Source organism: Gelidibacter sp., assembly GCF_035515035.1.
Classification (GTDB): Bacteria; Bacteroidota; Bacteroidia; order Flavobacteriales; family Flavobacteriaceae; genus Gelidibacter.
In genome coordinates this window covers 1-20,792 of sequence record NZ_DATJCA010000184.1, presented here as the reverse complement: position 1 = coordinate 20,792, position 20,792 = coordinate 1, and the positions used below count along the sequence as shown (strand labels likewise).

The window sequence follows — 20,792 nt, the reverse complement described above, 5'->3', positions numbered from 1 at the left end:
GTTGATCATGGCTTTGTCCACAAAAGCCCTAAAATCATAAACCGTCTCAATTTTAGGCCGGGTTAATAAACCTCTGTTGTTTCTTTCAATCCGCTCGCCAATACTATTGTAATAGCTATTGAATAAAAATCCAAAGTCTTTATTAAAGACCTGATAGTTTGGGACCTGATTTTTTAAAATCATTTCTTCAAAAAACCAGGTCACATGCGCAATGTGCCACTTTGGGGGACTTGAAAAAATTGCAGATTGTGGGGTGTAATCCTCCACCTGTAATGGCTTGCAAAGAGCCTCTGTACGTTGGCGGGTTTCGATATATTTTTTAGTGAGTGTATTCATGACAATTATAAAGATACTAAGGATTTAATGAATTTAAAATGGAAATATGGAATGGGTGCGTTTTTCTTGTGAATGAGTTAGAAGACATTAGGAACTTAGGTTTAGTGGTGAGAGGTGAGAATGTGAGAGGGAGGTGAGACGTGAGTGACCTAAATTGGAATTTGGCTATTTGAAGTTTGCCTGCCTGTCGACAGATAGGGAATTTTAAATTCTCTAGGTATCGAAATAAATTATAGTTTTGCAACTTCAAAATTTAAACTATGATTTCAGTCGATAATTTAGCTGTGGAATTTGGAGGTACAGCCTTATTCAGTGAGGTGTCTTTTACCATTAATGAAAATGATAAAATTGCCCTGATGGGTAAAAATGGTGCGGGAAAATCTACAATGATGAAAATTATTGCCGGCGAACAAAAACCATCAAAAGGGCATGTGCGCTATCCAAAAGATGCAATTATTGCCTACTTGCCACAGCATTTGCTGACTGAGGATGCGTGTACTGTTTTTGAGGAAGCTTCTAAAGCTTTTGCGCATGTGTTTGAAATGCGCGACGAAATGGAGCGATTAAATAAGGCACTGGAAACAAGAACGGATTATGACTCTGATGAATACATGCGAATCATTCAGAACGTGTCGGATTTGGGTGAGAAATATTATGCTCTGGAAGATGTCAATTATGATGCTGAAGTTGAAAAGGCTTTGGCAGGCTTAGGTTTTAAGCGATCGGATTTTACGAGAATGACCAGCGAGTTCAGCGGTGGTTTCCGGATGCGCATCGAATTGGCGAAAATTCTATTGCAAAAACCAGATCTGATCCTCTTGGATGAGCCTACCAACCATATTGATATTGAGTCAGTGATCTGGCTGGAAGATTTCTTGATCAACAAGGCCAATGCCGTTATGGTCATTTCCCACGACAAGGCTTTTATTGACAATATCACCAATAGAACGATTGAAGTTACAATGGGTCGGATTTACGATTATAAAGCCAACTATTCCCATTATTTGCAATTGCGTGAGGATAGACGTGCGCATCAAATTAAAGCGTATCAGGAGCAGCAAAGATTCATCGCAGATAATATGGCCTTTATTGAGCGATTTAAAGGCACCTATTCTAAAACCAATCAGGTCAATTCTAGGGAGCGGATGTTGGAGAAACTGGAAATCATTGAAGTAGATGATATTGATACATCGGCTTTAAAATTGAGGTTTCCACCCGCACAACGTTCTGGGGATTATCCGGTAACCGTAAAGGATTTATCAAAGTCCTATGGGGATCACGTCGTGTTTGAAAATGCCAATATGTCCATTTCAAGAGGGGAAAAGGTTTCTTTTGTAGGCCGTAATGGCGAAGGAAAATCCACGATGATCAAAGCCATTATGGGGGAAATTGAGGTGGAAGGAAAATGCCATTTGGGCCACAATGTCAAAGTGGGCTATTTTGCTCAAAATCAAGCGTCTCTTTTGGATGAAAGCTTGACCATTTTTCAAACCGTCGACGAAGTTGCCGAAGGGGATGTGCGAACGCAAATCAAAAATATTCTTGGCCGCTTTATGTTTAAAGGCGATGATATTGATAAGAAAGTAAGTGTGCTTTCAGGTGGTGAAAAAACGCGATTGGCAATGGTAAAGTTGCTGTTGGAACCGGTTAACTTGTTGATTCTGGATGAGCCTACCAATCACTTGGATTTAAAATCGAAAGACGTTTTAAAAGAGGCGCTTTTGGATTTTGATGGCACCTTGATCTTAGTGTCACACGACCGTGACTTTTTACAAGGTCTATCGCAGAAAGTTTTCGAATTTAAAGACCAACGGGTCATTGAATATTTTGAAACTATTGACGATTTCCTAGTGAGAAACAGAATTGAAAACTTGAAGGAAATTGATTTGAGAAAATAATGTTTCTTGTTTTAATTATATAAACTTTCAAATGCGCGCATCTTTTTAGGTTTTTTTCATTAATTTTTGTGCTTCAACACCCCGGTTAGATCTGAATTTTCACTTAAAAACCTGAACAACAAGCACGTATGAGAAAAGCCATTGGACTCTTAATTAGTAACCTAAGAACTTTTTTAAGAGATAAATTACATCAATATGATGTGACCCTTCCTTATATCATCACCGTGGTTGTTGCGCTATTGTGGTGGTTGGAGGGATTAACTTATTTATAGAACTAACCGAGACTTTAAAATCAGATTTACTGGCAGATTATGACCAGAAAATCACCGAATATGTCATCTCGCTGCGTACGCCGGAACTTACCAAATATTTTGTTTTTGTAACTCATGTGGGCGATATTTACGGTTATGCTTTCGTTTTGGGCACTTTTATGTTGCTGTCCATTTTTGTATATAAGCGTTGGAAATATGCCGTGCAAATTGTTTTGGTTTTAGCGCTTTCTGCGGTCTCAAACCTAATTCTTAAACGTTTTGTAGATCGGGCTAGGCCGGGCATTGAACACATGGTATCTGTGGAAACGTTGAGTTATCCAAGCGGACATGCCATGAGTGCGATGGCTTTTTACGGCTTCTTAATGTATTTGTTCTATAGGTTTAAGATTAATATTTTTTTGAAAATTGGCATCATCCTGCTCTTGGGGATTTTAATTCTGAGTATTGGCCTGAGCCGAATTTATCTTGGGGTGCATTATCCGTCAGATATTGCCGGTGGGTTTATTGCAGGCTTTATTTGGGTGATTTTTTGTATTCTTATTTTTGATCTTATTGAGGTTTTCAGAAGGGATCCACGGACCCCTACGGTTTAAGACTGAAGTTTTGGATTCGTGCTATTTCGTGCTCCCCATTCTGTCATTGGTCGGTTTGCAGAGAATTGTTACATTATCTTTTTCTGCACATATCATTAAAAACTAGACCTAATTTTTCGAGCTCTAACTTCTTAAAACTATATTTGTTACATCTGTATAATGACAAAATCATGGACTACCAACAGGAGTTATCCCAAGAACAATCCGAGGCACTTATCAGCATTTTAAAATCTCGTTTTGAAACCAATCAAAATCGTCATCCTAATTTAAGGTGGGCTGCTATTGAAAAACGTTTAAAAAATTCCCCTAAAAAACTTTGGTCTCTCAATGAAATGGAACGGATCGGAGGCGAGCCTGATGTTATGGAACAGAACTCAACTATGGGTGAATTTGTTTTCTGCGATTTTTCAGAAGAAACTCCAAGTGGAAGGCGAAGCTTATGCTATGACCGCAAAGGGCTGGAATCAAGAAGAGACCATCGGCCAAAAAATTCAGCCATTGATATGGCGGAGGAAATGGGCATAGATCTTTTGACAGAAGAAGATTATCGTTGCTTGCAAAATTTTGGAGCCTTTGATTCTAAAACATCAAGTTGGTTGAAAACCCCTTCGGACATTAGACAATGGGACGGCGCTATTTTTGGCGATTTCAGATTTGGGCACGTTTTTGTATACCATAACGGTCCACAATCTTATTATGCAGGAAGAGGGTTTAGAGGAGTACTTAAAATTTAGAGCTCGAAATTCTTAAAAAACAATGCAGCTCATTGTATTTTAAGTGTTATTTTTAAAGTCCCTACGAATTAAACGAGGTTTTAAATTGTTTATAAAACACCTATTTTCCTGTTTTTTATTTTTGTTTTTTTGTATTCAAATCTGTTGGTCACAAAATTTTCCACCTGTTATTGACGCCTTTGGAGATCAGGTCTATTGTCCGTTGACACAAATTCCCGTGGCTACCCAATTTAATATTACCGATCCAGATGATCCTGGAATTTCAGAATTGTTCATCCAAATCTCCACAGGTTATGACATCAATCATGATCAATTACTTTTGACCGGTGCACATCCCAAGATCACATCTTCATGGAATAATACGGAAGGTAAGCTGACCCTTTCGGGAATTGGCAATGCTTTGATACCTTATCCTGATTTGATAAATGCCGTTCTGGAAGTGGTATTTGAAAGTGATTTGGCCTCTATTTCTGGCGATCGGTATTTTTCGTTTACCATAGGAAACGCTAATTATTTGCCATCCACCGGGTATTATTATGAGTTTATTCCGGCATTAGGCATTACTTGGAAAGAGGCTGAAATTGCGGCATCCAACTTAACTTATTATGGCTTGCAAGGTTATCTGGCCACCATTGGATCTCCTGAAGAAGCGCAATTGACCGGAAAACAGGCTTCAGGTGCAGGTTGGATAGGAGGTACGGATGAGGAAGAAGAGGGGGTTTGGAAATGGGCAACCGGACCTGAAGCAGGAGAAGTGTTTTGGAACGGAGGGCCCAATGGATCCTCGCCTCCAGGGCAATATGCCAACTGGAACACTGGAGAACCTAATAATTTGGCAGGTGAAGATTATGCGCATATCACCGCACCTGGGGCTGGGGTACGAGGTTCTTGGAACGATTTGAGTAATACAGGAAGCGCAAATGGAGATTACCAACCTAAAGGCTTTATTGTGGAATATGGATGGCCTGGCGATCCTGTGATCGATATTTCTGGCAGCACCAAGATTTCAATAAATACAACGCTTCAAGCCTTCAAGCTGCCAACGCAGATTCCTGTTTTTACCGAATGTGATTCTGATGCAGATGGGGATGATGCGAATGGCTTTACCAGTTTTAACCTTGAAGCATATATGCCTGATTTGCTCAATGGGAGTCCAGCATCCGATTTCGATTTCAGCTTTTATACGGATGCAAATTATACGATTTTGATCGCTGATCCTTCCAATTTCAAAAATACCGTTCAAGATGGGCAACCCATTTATATCCGTATTTTTAATTATGAGTTTGGAACCTGTTCCATTGACACTTCAATTTTGATAGGGGTTGCGAAATTACCGGTAGTTCCAAATGAAATTACGTATCTAAATTGTGATGAAGATGGCAGTGCGGATGGGGTTACCGATTTTAATTTGAATGAAATTGATGTGCTTTTAAATCCGAGTAATGATTCAGGTGTGACAATTACCTATCATCTCACCCTGGCGAATGCGAATGCCGTTCCAAAGCCCAGTAATCCTGCCCTAGAGCCGTCGTCATTTAATAATGCCATCGCTTCCACTATCTATGCGCGTGTCGAAAATACCGACGGGTGTTATGCTTTAGCCACCATTCATTTACAGGTGTCCACCACCGCTTTTCCTGCTGGCTATCTCCAACAATTAGTTGTTTGTGATAATGATGGTTTTAACGACGGATTTTATGAGTTTGATTTGAGAAGGAATGAAGTGGAGTTTTTGAACCAATTCCCATTAGGTCAAAACCTAAGTGTCCATTATTATGAGGATTTCGAAGATGCTCGACTCAATCGCAATGAAATTTCAAACCCGTCAAATTTTATAAACACCAAGGAGTTCTCACAGATGATTTATATTCGGATTCAAAGCGCAGACAACGGCAATTGTTTTGGCGTTGGACCGCATTTGCAATTGACAGTAAATCCTTTGCCTGAATTTTCAGTGATTCAGATAGGAAGCTTGTGTTTAAATGGAACTCCGATTATATTGGAGATCGACAATCCTACCGGCAATTATAGTTATATCTGGACCAATGAAAACAATGAAACCATAAGTACGGACGCAACGGTAAACATTTCATCAGGAGGAAACTATACCATTACCGCAAGCTCTTTGGATGGCTGTGAATCTGTGCCAGTCAACTTTAATGTTGAGGCCTCAGAACGCGCCAATTTATCAGAGGACAGTATGTCCATTGACGATCTGTCGGATGTTAACACCATCACCATTGATACCAACAGTTTAGGGATTGGAGATTATGAGTTTTCCTTGGAAAGTAGCTCTGGACCGTATCAAGATTCGCCAATTTTCACCCATGTTGCTGCTGGAGTTTATACGCTTTTTGCGAGGGATAACAATGGCTGTGGTGTTGATGAACTAGAGGTCTATGTGATGGGTTTTCCAAAATATTTTACGCCAAATAATGACGGCCATAACGACCTATGGAACCTCAAAGGTTTTGAGGGCCAGTTTTCAGAGCAATCTTATATCGATGTTTATGATCGTTATGGGACGTTTCTTTCTCGCATCCAACCGAACGGTTTTGGATGGAACGGCGTTTATAAAGGCGTTCCATTACCCGCTAACGATTATTGGTTCGTCGCCCATTTTTTGGATCATGAAGGGAAACTGCGAAATTATAAAGGCCATTTCAGCCTTGTCAGGTGATTGTTTTCAGTTTCTTAATTCAAGTTTCTAGTTTTCTGTTTCTTAATACTTGATACTTAATACTTGATACTTGATACTTGCAATATCATCTTCAACCTCATTTCTCCTCCAGCATTCCCATAACCATTTTTACCCCAAGAGTAGCCGTTTCAGGAATGACCGTTAAATTTCCGCGACTCGTCATGGCAGGTTTCGGATCAATAAAAAATATCGGGATCCCTTCAGGAACGTAGTGCATTAAGCTCGCTGCCGGATATACTTGCATTGATGTTCCAATAATGATTAAAATATCGGCAGTGGCACAAACTTCCATCGCCCGATCCATCATAGGGACCATTTCACCAAACCATACAATATGTGGTCTCAATTGGTGGCCCTCGGGGCAGGTGTCTCCTAATTTAATATCTTCGCGATGCTCAAAATAACTGAGTTCGTCAACAACGTTTCTAACTTTTAGTAATTCGCCATGCAAATGGATGACTTCAGAGCTCCCTGCTCGTTCATGCAAGTCGTCCACATTTTGTGTGATAATGGAAACCTTATAATCTTTTTCGAGCGATGCCAGATCAAAATGTGCCGCATTAGGTTCTACGCTTAGCAACTGTCGCCTACGTTGGTTGTAAAAATCGAGGACCAACTCCGGATTTTCCTGAAATCCCTCTGGTGTTGCCACCTGCATCACATCATGGCCTTCCCATAATCCATCCGCATCCCTAAAAGTTTTTATGCCACTTTCGGCACTTATACCCGCGCCAGTAAGTACAACAATATGTTTCATTTTTTTAGTCTTTATCTTATTATTTAATTCATTACAAGTTTGAGAAGTCATTTGAAAAGCTTCATAAGGTTTCAATATAATAAAAAATGGAAATCCTTAGTAGAAATAACACCTCTAAACTTGGGGTCGCCTTAGCTTTGTTTTGTTACTTTGCCTAATATAACCTATTTCAATGATTGACCTCCAACTTTTAGAACATTTAGAAGCGCATCTAACCTCCGAACGAAAAGCACGATTTGATGCGGTCATTTCAAATCGGACCAAACATTTTACGGTAGCAACAGAAGATGTGTACCAATTGCACAACACGAGTGCCGTAATCAGGAGTTGTGATGTGTTTGGCATTCAAGAGGTGCATATCGTGGAAGAACGAAATTCCAAACGCATTGATCGGGAAATTGCCATGGGGTCCCAAAAATGGGTGGATTTGAAGCGGTTTCATACGGTTAAGGAGTGCATCAAAAGTTTGAAAGCAAACGGCTATCAGATTGTAGCGACCACCCCGCATGAAAATGATCAGCTCCTTGCCGATTTCGACATCCATAAAAAGTCCTGTTTCTTTTTTGGAAGGGAAACCGAAGGGCTCTCCCAAGAAGTGTTGGACGCTGCAGATTGCTATTTGAAAATCCCCATGGTAGGTTTTACCGAGAGTTTGAATATATCCGTATCGGCGGCTATTATTTTACAGGATGTCACCAATAAGTTAAGGAGATCTGACATAGAATGGCAATTGTCAGAGCAGGAACAATTGGAAAAGCGTTTGGATTGGATTTCAAAAACCCTGAAAAGTTATGATGGGATTGTAGCGCGATACTATCAAGAAATAAAATCTACCTAGACTTGCGTTGGCTTCGGCTTAGGATTTTATATTCTTCGTAACATTCGTTGATGGCATCCAATATTTGAAGGTCATTGGCCGTTTGTATAAATTCTCTGGAGTAGTTGCACTGGCTGACAATTTCATCTAAATCAATCCGATCGACCTCTAAAAGGACCATAAGCATTTCACGATCAAAACGAGAGGCCAAAAGGTTTCTGATTTCATCGTCCTTCTTCATCTGTTTCAACTTTTGCAACTCATTGGGTTTCTTCCCAAACATATTGTATAAAAAGTCGGCAGGATTAAAAAGTGCGCCTAAAACCTTGTTCACTGCACCCGTGTTGCCCGCTTCATATCCAGTAGTGGATAGGCCAGAAATGCTGTATCGGTAATTGGTTTTTACGGGAACTTGTTGGATGTCAATTTCTAAATACCCCGTAAGTCGCAACTGATTCACGACCACTTCTTCCAAAGCAAGCGCCAGTTCCGTCATTTCAATTTTGGTTTCCCCAAATTTCAACCAGTCGTTGGTCACCCTGACCTTAATAGATTTATAGCCTAAAAAAGAAAAGTGTAAGGTATCATTTGCCGTAGCTTTTATTTCGAATTTGCCTTGACTGTTGGTAGTGGTGCCAATGACTTGATTTAAGTTGACAATATTGACACTTTCTAAAATGTCGTTGGTACTTGTACTATAAACCACGCCTTTTACAGCGGTTGGTTCCTGGGCCACACTCAGTGAAGTAATGAATAAAAAAGCAGTAAGTAGTAGTAGGTGCCTCATTGGTTTATTTATGCGATAAAAATAAGAAACAAAACTTACAAAGATGTTGAAACCTTAATAAATTGATATAATATTAACTTTCACAGCTGGGAGTGGGTTATGAGTAATGAGTGGTGAGCAGTAATTTACAAAAATCTGATAGAGCCTTTTGCAAAATTTAGATAACAAAAAACGAAGTGAAAAGTTTAAATTTCCCACTCCGTTATATTTAAGGTTTAAAATTCTAAATTGCAAACTTAGACTTGGTCTTGCCCGAAATCTGTCATCGGTCTCCGGTCACCCGTCAATTATTTAACCAACTTCTATCTTCTCGACTGTCTTGGTCTTGAAAAACTAGAATCACCTGATTTTTCAGTAACACCCGCACGTCTGTCGCGTCTGTTTGGACCCGAACTTTCTTCTGAGCGTCTTGGTCTAGAAGCATCTGAACTTCTTCTGTCGCCTCTATGTCCTGCCGATTTAAAGTCGCCACCAGAACGTCTTTCGCCGCGCGGTTTGAAGTCATCTGAACGTCTTCCACCACCACTGCTACCAGAACGTCTTTTGTTTCTGCTTGTGCCTCCGCCTTGGTCTTCACTGACTTCAACGTTTACAAAGCGTCCATTGTGTTTATAATCGTTGAAAAAAGCCAATACTTTTTCTTGTAATCCCTTTTCGGTATTAAAGAAGGAGAAACTGTCCTTAACATCAACTTTAAAGACATCGTCTCTTCCAAGTTCAAGAATGTCCTTTAAGAAATCCTTTAAGCTCATCCAATCATACCCGTCTTTTTTACCAACATTGATAAAGTAACGTGAAGAATCATCATTGCCGCCAAAATCGCGACCGAAATCCCTTCCAGAATCGCCATCTCTCTCACTGCCGCGAGCATCAGGAACCGATAGGTTTTTCGATTTGTTATAGTAATTAAAGAATCGTGTGAATTCTACAGAAAAGAATTTTTGAATCAATTCTTCTTTTGAAGTATCCTCAAGCAATTCATTAATACTTGTAAGGTATTTTTCAATCTCAGGATTGATTTCAGTCTTATGGATTTTATTTGCCAAAGACATCAATTGTACTTCGCAAATTTCCATTCCGTCAGGAATATCTTTTTTAACAAAGCTCTTATTGATGATGCGCTCAATACTTTTTATTTTGCGCAATTCACTTTTTGAAACGATAACTATGGAAACTCCAGTCTTGCCCGCACGTCCTGTTCTTCCTGAACGGTGGGTGTAGGTTTCAATCTCATCTGGTAATTGATAGTTGATAACATGCGTAATATTGTCAACGTCAATCCCACGTGCGGCAACATCAGTAGCCACCAACATCTGGATTTGATTCTTACGGAAAGAGTTCATGACCATATCACGTTGGTTCTGGCTTAAATCGCCATGCAAAGCTCCTGCGCTATAGCCATCTTCAATCAATTGCTCAGCAACTTTTTGTGTATCGCGTTTGGTGCGACAGAAAATAACTGAAAAGATATCCGGATGTGCGTCGGCCAAACGTTTTAACGCCTGGTAACGGTCACGAGAATTCACTAAGTAATACTCATGGGATACTTGATTGGTACTTTCATTTTTATTTCCAACAGTAATTTCAACTGGCGAATTCATGAATTTCTTCGCAATGTTTGAAACTTCTTTTGGCATGGTTGCAGAAAACAACCAGGTGTTTTTGTCTTTAGGGGAATGGGAAAGAATATCGGTGATATCTTCATAAAAGCCCATGTTCAACATTTCATCCGCCTCATCTAGGACAGCGTATTCAATTTTAGAAATGTCCACCATATTACGGTTGATCATATCTTTCATACGTCCTGGAGTGGCAACGATTATTTGGGCACCTCTTTTAACTTCCCTTGCTTGGTCAGTAATGCTTGCACCACCATAAATAGCGGCAACATTAAAGCCTTTGCAATATTTTCCGTAATTCTTTAATTCGTTGGTAATTTGCAAACAAAGTTCGCGGGTAGGAGAGAGGATCAACCCTTGGGTTGTTCTGCTCTCAATGTTGATTTTTTGCAACATTGGAAAGCCGAAGGCCGCAGTTTTACCTGTTCCTGTTTGTGCTAAGGCCACTAAGTCAGTGTCTTGCTCTAATAAAATTGGAATTGCTTTTGCTTGGACATCACTTGGCGTTATAAAGCCAATATCAGTAATAGCCCGTAATAGGTCATCATTAAGACCTAAATCTTGGAATGTGTTCATTCGATTTAATATGTATTTGATTATGTTCTTTTGGTGTTACAACAGAAGCGAATCGACATACTAAACCTAAACTCCCAGTAACACATCCTCACCTTGAGGAAATTTTTCAAGGTGCAAATGTACGACTATATTTATCACAAATCCTAATTGATTCGTAATTGATTTGTAAATAATTAAATAGTATTTAAAAAATCAACAAGTTGTTGTACCGCTTTTCCACGGTGGCCAATACGATTTTTTTCTTCCAAAGAGATTTCTGCAAACGTTTGATCATAGCCTGCAGCCTTGAAAATGGGATCATAACCAAAGCCCTTGTCACCACTTTTTTCTTTTGTTATCTCACCTTGACAAATGCCGGTAAATTGATGCTGTGTGCCATTAAGCTCCAAAGCAATCACCGTTTTAAACTGGGCCTTTCTGTTGGCGGCAGGTTCAAGATTTTTAAGGAGCTTTTGAATGTTGTCTTCTGAATTACGTTGTTCCCCCGCATACCTAGCAGAATAGACGCCAGGGGCGCCATTAAGTGCATCCACTTCCAGACCCGTATCGTCGGCAAAACAATCATACCCATAATGGGTTTTAATGTATGCCGCTTTCTGTATGGCATTCCCCTCAATAGTGTCTTGGGTCTCAGGCACATCTTCAAGACAGCCAATGTCTTCAAGGCCCAATAGCGTAATGCCTTGGGGAATTAAGCTTTGGACTTCTTTGAGTTTGTTGTGGTTGTTGGTGGCGAAAACGAGTTGCATGGCAAAAAATTGAGCGGTAAAATTACTTTAATAATTTCAATTTTACCTAGTTTTTGTGGATTGGCGATTGAGCACTTGCCCAAACGTACCTTATTTGGTGCAGGCGGTTAGAGGGTAGATGGGAAACAAATGATGGGTTCAGGGTTATGAGTTCAGAGTTTTTGGACAACTAGAATCGGTCAATGTTATTTAGGCATGGACATTCGGAACAGCCAAAGTCGATGACACTTTCAAGCGCCTTCACAATCTCAAAATTGCTTTAAATCAGATTTGTAACTGTTGATTATCAAAATCTAGCCATTCATACCATTTCAAAATTTCCGAAGAGATTTTCAAATAATTTAGTGGTTGTAAAAGAATGATCATCAATTTACAAAACAAGAAATGAATAGTAATCTTAAAATTTATTTATCATGAAAACTTTAATTTTTTTATCAGTCTTTGTGTTAGGGGCTACCATTGGTCAAGCTCAACAGATCACAAAATTAAATGAGGTGGAAATTAATTATATTCCTCTAAACGCTGAAATTTCACAGAATGACGCTGTTTTCACCATTAAAATTGAACCTCGAGGTGTAAACAACTTTGTGAGTAATCCGATAGGCTTTCTAAATGAGAATTTTGACATCCATCAATTCATCAATAAGTTTGGGACAGAGGATTATGATTCATATGTAGTCCAACTTAAAAGTTCAAAGGGATCTATGGTCGCTAATTATGATAGAGAAGGGCATTTACTTTCTACCCGACAAAATTTCAAGGACATCTTAATGCCTTATCAATTAAGAATGCAAGTATATAACGAGAATAAAGGTTGGGGAATGAAAAATAACAAATATATCGCAAGCACCAAAGGCATGATGTTGACAAAGGCAATCTATAAAATAACGCTGATTAATGGCAATCAAAAACGCAATATCAGGATAGACGCCTTAGATAAAGATTATGGCGTTGTAGCTAGAAATTAAATAATATCTCAACTGTTAATAGTTAATTATGGACTTCAAATAATTATGGTCATCGGATTGTGTTCTGATGACCTATTTGATTAGGTAAATCTAAATACGATTACCTAATAATTTATAATTTAATTGGCTGAGAATAAGCAACTTTAAATTACTTTTAGATAACTATTAATTTTCGCACCTTAGGTTATGAAAGCAATGGTCATAGATGATGAAGAGCTGGCACGTAAACGAATTCTTAAATTGCTGGAAAAAGTACCACAAATTGAAGTGCTTGGGGAGTGCTCTAATGGTAAAACCGCAATAATTTCAATAAATGAACTTCAGCCAGATCTTATTTTTCTCGATATTAATATGAAGGACATGAATGGATTTGAAGTACTTCAAAAGATGAGGATTTCTCCAAAACCTATTGTGATATTTGTTACTGCCTATAATAGTTATGCCCTAAAGGCATTTGAAGTCGAAGCGTTGGATTTTTTGCTAAAACCGTTTAAAGACCAACGGTTTTTTAGGACCATTGATAGGGTTTTAAAAACTTCAACATCAGAAGCGGATGCTACTTTTCAACAGCGATTTGTTGAATTGTTCAACTTGTACAATGTGAAATCTGAAAGAATCACATCGCCGGCAAAATTTCTAATCAAGCAAGGGAATAAAACTGTTTTAATAAATCCTTTGGACATTATGTACATTACCTCGTCGGGATATTATGCCGAGATATTTGTAGAAAGTAAAAAGTACCTGTTGCGCGAAACCTTAAGTAAATTATGTGAAGAACTCGACAAGACTGCTTTTTTTAGAATACATAGGTCGTGTATCGTCAATTTAAATTACGTGAAGGAAATTGTACATTCTAGTTTTTCTGAAATTGATGCTAAAATGACCGATAATAAGCTCTTGCGCATTAGTAAATCCCATAGGAATGAATTTCTTGAAAAAATAGGAATGTCATGAACATCTTAAGTAATAAAAGGAAATTATTGGACGTCAACCTCGTTTTGCTGTTGGCAGGTTTTTATCTGCTCTTTTACTTCGTTTTAATTGCCAAAGAGCTTTATATGAAATCGAGTGGAAATGAGGGCATGTCGTCCTCGCTAAACGATTTTTTAATCTATAATCCCTTCTTGGATTATATTATAGTTGTGGGCTATATGACCATTATAGCCGTGAGCACCAAGCGGTTTTTAAACAAAAAATATTCTTGGGTCAAAATTATTTCTATACATACGGTCTTTTCAATATTTATTGGAATGGTCATACGTCTTGCTACAGATTTGCAAAGTTTATTAACTAATGTAGTTACCTTCTCTGAATATGATATTAAGGACAGTATCAATAGGTTTATGAACGTAATCGACTTGAACTTTTTAACCTACTTTGCCATGGTTTTTATCGTCTACACTTATTATTATCTAAAACAGGTAAAAGAAGCTGAAAAGAAACAAAATCATCTGGAAGCGCAATTGGTGAATACCAGAATTAAAATGCTTTCATCCCAAATGCAACCTCATTTTTTGTTTAACACCTTAAATTCCATTGCTGTCCTGACGGATATCGATCCAGGTAAAGCTAAAGATACTATAGCAGACTTGAGTGATTTTCTCAGAGAGATCCTCAAGGGCCACGAGGGGAATACCATTAGACTTGAAAGGGAACTTCGAATCCTTGAATATTACCTCAACATTCTGAATGTCCGATTTTCAGATCATTTGGTAATAAAAAGAGAAATAGATGAATCATTGCTTCAAAGTAATGTGCCGATACATTTGCTTCAACCAATTATTGAGAATTCAATAAAGCATGGCTATTCTTATAATCATACCGAGTTAAAAGTCCTCATTCAAATTTATGCGGAAAACAAGCAAGTGGTCATTAAAATTCAAAATAATGGTGCTTTATTAAAGGAAAGTCCAACCGCTTTATTGAAAAAGGGAATTGGCCTATCCAATATAAATGACCGGTTGAAGAACCTTTATGATGAGGATTATTTATATGAAATAAGAAATAAGGATGACCAATCAGGGGTCGAAACAATTCTTAAAATCCCGAAGAGTGTTTAGATTTTAAATCCATCAAAGGATCCAAGAATCAAGCCAGCCCGCTCGTAGCAAGGTCAAGCGGCGAAGGCGGGAAACAAGCAAAAATCCCCTTCGTCAACTTTATGCTTATTTTATGATGTTTGTCAGTTTTTCTTCTTTTTTAAACCCGTAATTTAGTCTCATAACCTAAAAATTAGAATTATGACAATTAACATTCAATTCGTAAACTTAGATCATAGCGATTCTCTTGCTGAACATACAACTCAGAAATTAAATAAAATGGCTGAAAAATATGATTGGCTGATCAGTGCCGATGTGTTTTTTAAAGAAGAAGGCACCAATCCTGAAAAAGGAAAGATTTGTAATATTAAATTGAGCCTTCCAGGACCGCAAATATTTGCTACTTCTGATGAGAAAAATTTTGAAATGGCAGTAAAAGAAACAATCAGCGATTTAGAGATTCAATTAAAAAAGAGAAAACAGACGTTTATGGCGCACTAGAAAAGAGTCATGAGGTAATGGGGATGAGGGATTAGTGGTGAGAGAGGAGGTAGTTCAGGGGTATGAGTTAGATTAAATAAGAAATTTTAATTAGTCAATGTGTCTCAGACCTACTCAAACCTTGAAACAAGAAACTTGCCTGCCCGTCCATAGCGAAGCGGAGGTGGGAAACTTTAAACAAGAACCCTGAAACTACTTACTACCGATGATGATAAGGTTCATTCCTTAAAATGGTAAAAGCACGATACAATTGTTCTATCATGAACAATCGGATCATCTGATGGGAAAATGTCATTTTAGAGAGTGATATTTTCCCATGTGCTTTTTGATAGACCTCTTGCGAAAATCCGTAAGGGCCTCCAATCACAAAAACCAATTGTTTGATCCCAGAATTCATGTGCTTTTGTAGGTAATCCGAAAAGGCGACCGAATCAAATTGCTTTCCGTTTTCGTCCAAAAGAATGAGAACATCTGTGTTGCCTAGCTTGGCCAATAGCAATTCGCCTTCTTTTTGTTTCTGTTGGTCTTCACTTAAATTCTTCGCTTTTTTAAGATCGGGAATAATCTCAAATTCAAATTTAATGTAGAATCCTAAACGTTTCTGATAGTCGTCAATCAGCAATTGCAATTGCTGATGGTCGGTTTTGCCAATGGCGAGAAGTTTTATTTGCATGGGGTAAAATTACAAATTTGTACGGATATGGAATTTCGGATTTCTAATTTGAGTATTTCAATTATCAATTAGTATTTTTACATTAAATATTAGGAGTGCCCGGATAAAACAGAAAGTTACCGGGTTGCAAAATCACACCGTTCATTCAGAAACTATTTCTGGGGAGGTGATTGAAGAGTTTTAATTTTAATAATAAGTGTATGTCATTTAGTTGCATTCAAGTCTTGCTTCCCTGCCTGTTCGGCAGACAGGTTTATTTTATAAGCGCAGCGGTCTTGATTCTTTATCGGACAACACTGATTAAATATTCCAAACATGATTTCACAAGAACAATTCAATAAAGAAATAGAAGGCATCATTGCCAATGCCGTTAGAGAAGACGTTGGGGATGGCGATCATAGTTCCCTAGCCTGTATTCCTGCTTCCGCACAGGGCAAAGCAAAGCTCTTGGTCAAGGATGATGGCATTATTGCAGGGGTAGCTTTTGCCAAGAAGGTCTTTGAATATATCGACAAAAATTTAAAAGTGGAAACCCTGATTGAAGATGGCGCCGAAATAAAGTACGGTGATATCGTGTTTTACGTAGAAGGCTCGTCACAATCCATTCTTAAAGCAGAACGTTTGGTTTTAAATGCCATGCAACGGATGAGCGCCATTGCCACAAAAACAAAAACCTTTGTGGATTTACTTGAGGGTACTGGGACCAAGATTTTGGACACCAGGAAAACAACGCCCGGAATCCGGGCACTCGAAAAATGGGCTGTAAAGATTGGTGGCGGAGAAAACCATCGGTTTGCCTTGTATGATATGGTAATGTTAAAGGACAACCACATCGATTTTGCTGGCGGAATTACCAAAGCCATCACCAAGACGAAAGCGTATTTAAAGGAAAATAACTTAGACTTGAAGATTATTGTTGAAGCCAGAAACCTTGATGAGATTAAAGAAATCCTAAAAACCGATGGCGTTTATCGAATTTTGATTGATAATTTTAATTATGCCGACACCAAAAAGGCCGTCGCTTTAATTGGTGACCAATGTTTGACCGAGTCATCTGGTGGGATCAATGAGCACACGGCACGCGAATATGCTTTGTGCGGAGTGGATTATATCTCTTCTGGCGCTTTGACACATTCGGTATATAATATGGACTTAAGTTTAAAAGCCGTTTAAATGTCTGATCAACCAGATGCTAATATTGAGGATGATATCGAAGACAAACTCGAGAAAATCCCCGTTTTAAAGTATGTCATTGAACTTCTAAAAAAAATAAAATTACCCGCTTTAGAAGGGTTGACCCTGTATTATTTTTTAAGGCTGTACGGCAAAGGAATAATTAAAGGTGCGCTTACCAGTAGGGCGAGTGCCATTGCCTTTAGTTTTTTTACCGCGATATTCCCGTTTTTATTGTTTATTATTATTCTTATCCCATACATTCCTGTAGCTGGGTTTGAATATGAATTTAAAGGGTTTTTAAACTCCGTTTTACCACCGCAGACTTCCGATTTCTTCTTTGATAATATTTTTCAGAATATTTACACCAAAGCGAGTGGAGGTTTAATTTCAACAGTTTTTCTATTATCTATTGTTTTAATGGCTAACGGAATTAGTGCGCTTTTTTCTGGATTTGAAAGTTCCTACCATCAGCAACTGACGCGCAGCGTGGTCAAACAGTATTTATACTCCATGTTTGTGGCGCTCATTTTGGTGTTTTTATTGATCATTACCATTGCCGTTATTGGATATTTCCAGATTTACGTCATCCAAAAAGTGCTTTACTATATGGATAAACAAGGGTATGAAACCTATGAAGAAGGCTTGTTTATGGTCGCCGTAGCCAAATATATATTTTTCGTGATCATGGTTTATATCGCCACGGCCACGTTGTATTATTTTGGAACTAGGGAAGGTAAAAACTCTAAGTTTTTTTCCGCAGGTGCATTGCTGACCACCATCTTGATCATTGTGTTTTCGTATTTATTCGGAATTTACGTGACTTATTTCTCAACGTATAACGAGCTCTACGGATCCATCGGCGCCTTATTGATTTTATTGTTTTATCTCTGGTTGAACTCCAATATACTATTGCTGGGCTTTGAGCTCAACGCTACCATCCGGCTTTTGAAGAAATTTAACCTTCAAAAACAAAGTGCTGAAGAAAAATCTTAATTTACCACATGCAACATTTTATAGACGTCATACTTCCCATTCCGCTTGAAAGGCTATTTACCTACAGCATCACGAAAGCCGAATCCGAATTCTTGAAAGCAGGAATGCGCGTGGCGGTACCGTTTGGCAAAAGTAAAATATATACGGCACTGGTGTTTGAAATCCATCAACAGCAACCCACCGCTTATGAGGCCAAGGAAATTCATCAAATTTTGGATGATGCCCCTATAATTACCCAAACCCAGCTGACCCATTGGCAATGGATTGCAGAGTATTATCTCTGTACTTTAGGTGATGTGCTCAGGGCGGCATTGCCCAACTCGTTTTTGCTGGAAAGCGAAACCATAATCACTAAAAACAATGATAAAATCATCAACGATGCCGACTTAAAGGATGAGGAGTTTTTGGTGTATGAAGCGCTTCACCATCAGTCGTCTCTAAAACTTCATGACTTGATCAATATTCTGGATAAGAAAAATGTCTTTCCGGTGATCAATGCCTTGCTGGATAAAGATGCTATTGTGCTTCAGGAAGAGGTCTATGAAAAGTACAAGCCGAAATTGGTGCGCTATGTCAAGTTGAATTCGAACTATTCGGAATCTGATAAATTACAACATCTTTTAGAAGACTTGAGCAGGGCACCAAAGCAAAGGGATGTGATCATGACCTTCTTCTCAATATCGGCGCAGACAAAAAAACCGATAAAAGTTTCGGATTTGTCCGAGGCCAGTGACGCATCGCCCGCAATTATCAAGACTTTGATTGACAAAGAGATTTTGGAGGAATATCATTTTCAGGAAGACCGCGTGGCTTATTCAGGCGACGCCAATGAAGCCTCAAAAACCTTGAACTCCTATCAGGAGAAAGCGCTTGAGGAAATCCAGCAATCCTTTGAGAAATTCAATATCACCTTACTTCACGGTGTGACCTCATCTGGAAAAACGGAAGTTTATGTCAAACTTATTGAAGAGGTGATTGCCAAAGGGAAACAAGTGTTGTACTTGCTTCCAGAAATTGCTTTGACCACGCAGTTGGTCAGCCGGTTGGAAACTTATTTTGGTGGCAATGTATCCGTATATCACTCAAAATACTCGTCGCATGAACGTTTTGAGCTTTGGAATAACGTGTTACAAAACCAACCTAAGGCCCAGATTGTTTTGGGCGCGCGATCGTCTATGTTCTTACCGTTCCATGACCTCGGTTTGGTCATTGTTGATGAAGAACATGAAACCTCCTTTAAGCAATTTGACCCCGCGCCAAGATATCACGCTCGTGATGCTGCCATCGTATTGGCAGCTTTATTTAAGAGTAAAACCTTGCTAGGATCGGCCACCCCAAGTTTGGAAAGCTACTATAATGTCAAACAAGGAAAGTATGGTTTGGTGGAAATTACACACCGATTCAATGACGTATTGATGCCCGATATTGAGTTGGTCGATATTCAGGATAAGCACAAACGAAAACGAATGGTCGGCCATTTCAGCGACCGACTGATTGAAGAAATGACCGAAGCCTTGAGGGTAGGACATCAAATTATATTGTTCCAAAACCGACGTGGATTTTCGCCTATTGTTGAATGTACCACTTGTGGTCATGCGCCCCAGTGTCCCAACTGCGATGTCAGTTTAACCTTTCATCATTATAAGAATGAGTTGCGCTGCCATTATTGTGGTTATTATACCGCCATGCTCAAAAACTGTATGGCCTGTGGCAGCGTAGAATTGGATAATAAGGGTTTTGGTACGGAGCAGGTTCAGGAAGAAGCACAGGCGCTTTTTCCGGAGCACAAAGTAGGGCGAATGGATTTGGATACCACCCGGGGCAAATTTGGATATGATAAAATCATTACCGCGTTTGAACAAAAGGAAATCGAGATCTTGGTCGGGACGCAAATGCTCACTAAGGGGCTGGATTTCAGGAATGTCAAACTTGTGGGGATCATGAATGCGGACAATATGCTCAATTTTCCTGATTTTAGAGCACTTGAACGGAGTTTTCAGTTGATGCTACAAGTGTCGGGTAGGGCAGGACGTACGGATGAAAGAGGAAAGGTGCTGATCCAGACTTATAATCCGCACCACCGAATTTTACATCAGGTGTCTACCAATAATTATGCAGAGATGTATTTGGAGCAGATGGATGAGCGCCATAATTTTAAATACCCGCCAATTTACAGGTTGATCAAGATCACCTTAAAGCACAAAGACTTCAATAAAGTAAATAGTGGTGCCGAATGGTATGCCACGGCATTAAGACAGGTTTTTAAAAGTCATATTCTCGGACCGGAATTTCCGCCAATTTCGCGGATCAGAAACCAGTTTCACAAGAACATCCTCGTAAAAATTCCGCCACAGCAATCCCTATCAAAAACAAAAAAAGCCATCGTAAAAATTAACAATAGCTTTTTAAGCATTAAAGACTTTAGGTCGGTTAGGGTAATTCTAAATGTCGATAACTTCTAGTGAGATAGAAATTTGGAACAAATTTCGTAATCGAACTAATCCCGCTTTTTAGCGGGATCTCTTGTTCCGATTTACTTCATCTGTTATAGAAATTTGGAACAAATTTCGTAATCGAACTCATCCCGCCCAATAAATTGGGTT

Annotated in this window: 19 protein-coding genes; 13 read left to right on the top strand and 6 right to left on the bottom strand. The window is 38.9% G+C overall.

What is annotated here, in order from left to right:
- Positions 1-336: DinB family protein (locus VLZ86_RS16265; RefSeq protein WP_325453338.1), on the bottom strand; the 336-nt coding region annotated here is incomplete at its 3' end.
- Between the two features lie 260 nt (positions 337-596).
- Here VLZ86_RS16265 and VLZ86_RS16260 point away from each other — a divergent pair.
- From VLZ86_RS16260 to VLZ86_RS16240, 5 genes are all read left to right on the top strand, one after another.
- Positions 597-2,234: an ABC-F family ATP-binding cassette domain-containing protein gene (locus VLZ86_RS16260; protein ID WP_325453336.1), complete on the top strand. Its 1,638-nt coding sequence runs from the start codon at positions 597-599 to the stop codon at positions 2,232-2,234.
- Positions 2,235-2,362: 128 nt separating this feature from the next.
- Complete coding sequence (locus tag VLZ86_RS16255; protein ID WP_325453334.1) at positions 2,363-2,506, top strand: hypothetical protein; 144 nt, start codon at positions 2,363-2,365, stop codon at positions 2,504-2,506.
- Positions 2,476-3,099 carry a phosphatase PAP2 family protein gene (locus tag VLZ86_RS16250; RefSeq protein WP_325453332.1) on the top strand — a complete coding sequence of 208 codons (624 nt, stop codon included), beginning with the start codon at positions 2,476-2,478 and terminating at the stop codon, positions 3,097-3,099. Before VLZ86_RS16255 ends, VLZ86_RS16250 begins: the two co-directional genes overlap by 31 nt.
- A gap of 170 nt (positions 3,100-3,269) precedes the next feature.
- Positions 3,270-3,833 (top strand): DUF4256 domain-containing protein, encoded by a 564-nt coding sequence (locus VLZ86_RS16245; protein WP_325453330.1) that lies wholly within the window; start codon positions 3,270-3,272, stop codon positions 3,831-3,833.
- Between the two features lie 217 nt (positions 3,834-4,050).
- Positions 4,051-6,513 carry a T9SS type B sorting domain-containing protein gene (locus VLZ86_RS16240; RefSeq protein ID WP_325453328.1) on the top strand — a complete coding sequence of 821 codons (2,463 nt, stop codon included), beginning with the start codon at positions 4,051-4,053 and terminating at the stop codon, positions 6,511-6,513.
- A gap of 97 nt (positions 6,514-6,610) precedes the next feature.
- Here VLZ86_RS16240 and VLZ86_RS16235 read toward each other — a convergent pair whose 3' ends face one another.
- Complete coding sequence (locus VLZ86_RS16235; RefSeq protein ID WP_325453326.1) at positions 6,611-7,291, bottom strand: NAD-dependent deacylase; 681 nt, start codon at positions 7,289-7,291, stop codon at positions 6,611-6,613.
- A gap of 172 nt (positions 7,292-7,463) precedes the next feature.
- On the opposite strand from VLZ86_RS16235, the gene VLZ86_RS16230 reads away from it, so the two are divergent.
- On the top strand, positions 7,464-8,129 hold the full coding sequence (locus VLZ86_RS16230; RefSeq protein ID WP_325453324.1) for an RNA methyltransferase: 666 nt from the start codon (positions 7,464-7,466) through the stop codon (positions 8,127-8,129).
- Here the strand turns inward: VLZ86_RS16230 and VLZ86_RS16225 are convergent.
- The 3 genes from VLZ86_RS16225 to VLZ86_RS16215 all read right to left on the bottom strand — a co-directional run bounded on the left by VLZ86_RS16225 (position 8,122) and on the right by VLZ86_RS16215 (position 11,839).
- On the bottom strand, positions 8,122-8,895 hold the full coding sequence (locus VLZ86_RS16225; protein WP_325453323.1) for a carboxypeptidase-like regulatory domain-containing protein: 774 nt from the start codon (positions 8,893-8,895) through the stop codon (positions 8,122-8,124). The genes VLZ86_RS16230 and VLZ86_RS16225 overlap by 8 nt on opposite strands.
- Before the next feature lie 302 nt (positions 8,896-9,197).
- The gene (locus tag VLZ86_RS16220) at positions 9,198-11,090 is read right to left on the bottom strand and encodes a DEAD/DEAH box helicase (RefSeq protein WP_325453321.1); all 1,893 of its coding nucleotides are present in this window, start codon (positions 11,088-11,090) and stop codon (positions 9,198-9,200) included.
- Positions 11,091-11,263: 173 nt separating this feature from the next.
- Positions 11,264-11,839, bottom strand: a complete 576-nt coding sequence (locus VLZ86_RS16215; RefSeq protein WP_325453319.1) for a non-canonical purine NTP diphosphatase — start codon at positions 11,837-11,839, stop codon at positions 11,264-11,266.
- Positions 11,840-12,252: 413 nt separating this feature from the next.
- Between VLZ86_RS16215 and VLZ86_RS16210 the strand changes: the two genes are divergently transcribed.
- The 4 genes from VLZ86_RS16210 (at position 12,253) to hpf (ending at position 15,347) form a co-directional block, all read left to right on the top strand.
- Positions 12,253-12,807, top strand: coding sequence for a hypothetical protein (locus VLZ86_RS16210; RefSeq protein WP_325453317.1), 555 nt, complete (start codon positions 12,253-12,255; stop codon positions 12,805-12,807).
- A gap of 186 nt (positions 12,808-12,993) precedes the next feature.
- Positions 12,994-13,761 (top strand): LytTR family DNA-binding domain-containing protein, encoded by a 768-nt coding sequence (locus VLZ86_RS16205; RefSeq protein WP_325453315.1) that lies wholly within the window; start codon positions 12,994-12,996, stop codon positions 13,759-13,761.
- On the top strand, positions 13,758-14,867 hold the full coding sequence (locus tag VLZ86_RS16200) for a sensor histidine kinase (protein ID WP_325453313.1): 1,110 nt from the start codon (positions 13,758-13,760) through the stop codon (positions 14,865-14,867). Before VLZ86_RS16205 ends, VLZ86_RS16200 begins: the two co-directional genes overlap by 4 nt.
- A gap of 180 nt (positions 14,868-15,047) precedes the next feature.
- Positions 15,048-15,347 (top strand): ribosome hibernation-promoting factor, HPF/YfiA family, encoded by a 300-nt coding sequence (gene hpf, locus VLZ86_RS16195; protein WP_325453311.1) that lies wholly within the window; start codon positions 15,048-15,050, stop codon positions 15,345-15,347.
- 199 nt (positions 15,348-15,546) lie between these two features.
- Here the strand turns inward: hpf and rlmH are convergent, their stop codons facing one another.
- The gene (gene rlmH / locus VLZ86_RS16190; RefSeq protein WP_325453309.1) at positions 15,547-16,020 is read right to left on the bottom strand and encodes a 23S rRNA (pseudouridine(1915)-N(3))-methyltransferase RlmH; all 474 of its coding nucleotides are present in this window, start codon (positions 16,018-16,020) and stop codon (positions 15,547-15,549) included.
- A gap of 315 nt (positions 16,021-16,335) precedes the next feature.
- Here rlmH and nadC point away from each other — a divergent pair, with 315 nt between their 5' ends.
- From nadC to priA, 3 genes are read left to right on the top strand one after another with little or no spacing between them, the layout of a single operon-like run.
- Positions 16,336-17,193: a carboxylating nicotinate-nucleotide diphosphorylase gene (gene nadC / locus VLZ86_RS16185; protein WP_325453306.1), complete on the top strand. Its 858-nt coding sequence runs from the start codon at positions 16,336-16,338 to the stop codon at positions 17,191-17,193.
- Positions 17,194-18,189, top strand: a complete 996-nt coding sequence (locus tag VLZ86_RS16180; RefSeq protein WP_414652570.1) for a YihY/virulence factor BrkB family protein — start codon at positions 17,194-17,196, stop codon at positions 18,187-18,189.
- Between the two features lie 8 nt (positions 18,190-18,197).
- Positions 18,198-20,651 (top strand): replication restart helicase PriA, encoded by a 2,454-nt coding sequence (gene priA / locus VLZ86_RS16175; RefSeq protein WP_325453304.1) that lies wholly within the window; start codon positions 18,198-18,200, stop codon positions 20,649-20,651.
- The last annotated feature ends 141 nt before the right edge of the window (positions 20,652-20,792 follow it).